This is a genomic window from Nocardia sp. NPDC058497, from assembly GCF_042720195.1.
In the GTDB taxonomy this organism is placed as follows: Bacteria; Actinomycetota; Actinomycetes; order Mycobacteriales; family Mycobacteriaceae; genus Nocardia.
The window spans coordinates 1-2,365 of record NZ_JBHXMY010000761.1 but is presented as its reverse complement, the minus strand read 5'-3'; the positions used below and the strand labels follow the sequence as shown (position 1 = coordinate 2,365).

4 protein-coding genes are annotated in these 2,365 nt (G+C 62.0%); 3 read left to right on the top strand and 1 reads right to left on the bottom strand.

What is annotated here, in order from left to right; genetic code table 11:
• The coding region (locus ACFWPJ_RS30600; protein ID WP_378856659.1) for a YcaO-like family protein at positions 1 to 598 on the top strand (598 nt) is incomplete at its 5' end.
• Between the two features lie 5 nt (positions 599 to 603).
• On the opposite strand, the gene ACFWPJ_RS30595 is transcribed toward ACFWPJ_RS30600, so the two are convergent.
• Complete coding sequence (locus ACFWPJ_RS30595) at positions 604 to 1,026, bottom strand: MerR family transcriptional regulator (protein WP_378856657.1); 423 nt, start codon at positions 1,024 to 1,026, stop codon at positions 604 to 606.
• A 326-nt stretch (positions 1,027 to 1,352) separates the two neighbouring features.
• On the opposite strand from ACFWPJ_RS30595, the gene ACFWPJ_RS30590 reads away from it, so the two are divergent.
• Together ACFWPJ_RS30590 and ACFWPJ_RS30585 are read left to right on the top strand one after the other, a co-directional pair.
• Positions 1,353 to 1,784, top strand: coding sequence for an uL11 family ribosomal protein (locus ACFWPJ_RS30590; protein WP_378856655.1), 432 nt, complete (start codon positions 1,353 to 1,355; stop codon positions 1,782 to 1,784).
• Between the two features lie 42 nt (positions 1,785 to 1,826).
• Positions 1,827 to 2,279: a hypothetical protein gene (locus tag ACFWPJ_RS30585; RefSeq protein WP_378856653.1), complete on the top strand. Its 453-nt coding sequence runs from the start codon at positions 1,827 to 1,829 to the stop codon at positions 2,277 to 2,279.
• Positions 2,280 to 2,365: the final 86 nt, after the last annotated feature.

The following is a 2,365-nucleotide window of genomic DNA, read 5'->3' as shown; positions in this document are numbered from 1 at the left end:
CCCCAGTGTCTGGGCGATGGCCGTGTCGCCCACGGACGACCCGGAACTGCCCAAAGTCGTGTGCGCGGCAGGATCACATCTCGATCCCGACCAAGCGCAGCGCAGTGCGTTGAACGAGCTCGGGCCGATTCTCGCCGGGATGGTACGTGGCTACCGCAACGAACGGGACCGAGCCGCCGAGATGGCGACCGATCCCGATGCGGTCAAGGCGATGTCGGATCATTCGATCCTCTACGGCAACCACACCGTGTTCGATCGGTTCGCGTTTCTTCGTCGGGCAGGCGCCACCGACCGCGTCCCGCCGATCGACCTGCCGGAAACCGACGATCTCGGTGTGGATCTCCGCACTGTCATCGACCGGCTCGCTCGGCACGGCCTCGATGTGATCGTGGTGGACCAGACCACGCCGGAGCATCGCGCCGGCGGTCTGGCATGCGTCAAGGTGATCATCCCAGGAACCCTGCCGATGACATTCGGCCACCGATTCCGGCGCATCGAGGGAGTGCCACGCTTGCTGAAGATGCCGGTGTTGCTGGGGCACGCCACACACGACCTGGAACCACACGAGCTCAATCCGCATCCGCACCCCTTTCCGTGACGGTCCTACGCCACCTCGGTAGTCAGCCCGTCGAACATCGCCGTGATGTCGAGGTATTCGCCGGAGCGCAGCCTGCGCATCGCGCCCTCTACGGCGTTGATCTGTCGATCGATTCGGCTCCGCTCGGCTCCGAGGAGGTCGAGCTGGCGCCGCAGAGTCGACTCCATCACCACCGGTTCGGCAGCCAGCGCCTCCTTGATGGTGTTCAGGTCTGTACCGAGGTGACGCAGGACAAGAATCCGATGGAGAACCAGCACCCGCTCCGCGTCGTAGAAGCGAAGCCCGTTGGGGCCTGTCCTGCTCGGTTCGAGCAAGCCGATGTGCGCGTAATGGCGCAGAGTTCGGCTGGTCACGCCAGCCTGTTTAGACAGTTCCTTGATCGACCACTCGTAGGTCGCCGACACTTTCGAACGCTGCACTCTCCCCATGCCTTCGCATGATGCCAGTTGACGTAACGTCAAGTGCAACAAGGGAGTTCGACGCCACACAAGCGCCGAAGCGATTGACTCGCCCACCATCCTGCGGTAGCTTTGATCGTGCTCGACGTGCTGTTACGTCGGCTGATCCAGCGTGATCAGGAGGGGAGTGCGGTTCCGGTTTCACCGGATTTTTACGTGTTGTCGTCTTCGATAATTGGGCATACCAGATTTCTCATCGGAATGGCCGTCGGCAAGGTCGTACGCAACCCCAGCCATTTTTCCGCAATTGAGCCATGCTCGGTAAACGACGACCCAAGAATGGAAAGGACCACCCGATGCCTCCGAAGAAGAAAAAGGTCAGCATCCAGGTCACACTGAACCTCGAGGCCGGCAATGCCGCCATGGTCGACCTCGGCAAGATGCTCGGCCCGACAGGCGCCAAGACGATCGATATCAAGAAGGAATACGACGCCGCGACCGCGGCTCAGCGCGGCGAGGTCATTCCGGCCGTCATCACGGTCTTCGAAGACCGCAGCTACGAGATGACGCTGAAGACACCGCCGACCTCGTTCCTCATCCGCCGAGCCCTTGGCGTCCAGTCCGGCTCCAGCCGACCCGGCTCCGATACCGCAGGCGTCCTGACCAGCAGCCAGCTGAAGTCGATCGCGCAACGCAAGCTGACCGATCTGAACACCGTGTCACTGGATGCCGCGATGAAATCCGTCGCCGGCACCGCACGTTCGATGGGCGTCAAGGTCGAAAGCTAGCCCGTCCGAGGCACATTTCAGCATTCGGCACGGGGGGAAACAATGGATGAACTCTCACAGCGGGCCGCGGAGCTCGTTCGGGCTGCCTTGGACGGCGACGACGAGCTCGGGAACGCGGCACTGCAGTTGACGAATTCCGTATCCGCCGATGAATTGGTCGATGTCGTTCTGGAAATGATCGGAAGCTGTGGCCGCCACCTGGCCGACCAGAATCTGTCCGAAGCGGCACTCGGTTTCCAAGCGTTCACGGACGACGACATGCTGGGTGTCGACGAGGTTCATCCGGCAGTCCGTGCCACCAGTCGAGCACTATTGTGCACGATGGACGGCGACGAGGAATCCGCCCGATTGCAGATAGATACTGTCATCCGGATGGGCCATTATCTCGAATGCGCTGCCGTTGTCACGATGGCGGCGTCCTGGCACGCTCAGTCGACCGCGGCATTCTGGTGGCCGGCGGGTGTCGTGCGATCGGATGACGTGAAGAATTCGTAGCCTCGGGCCCAACCACCCCCCCATAAACGCCCGGTTGGGCCGCCCCCCACAAAAAGGCGGGTCATGACCCCCACAACCCGTTTTTT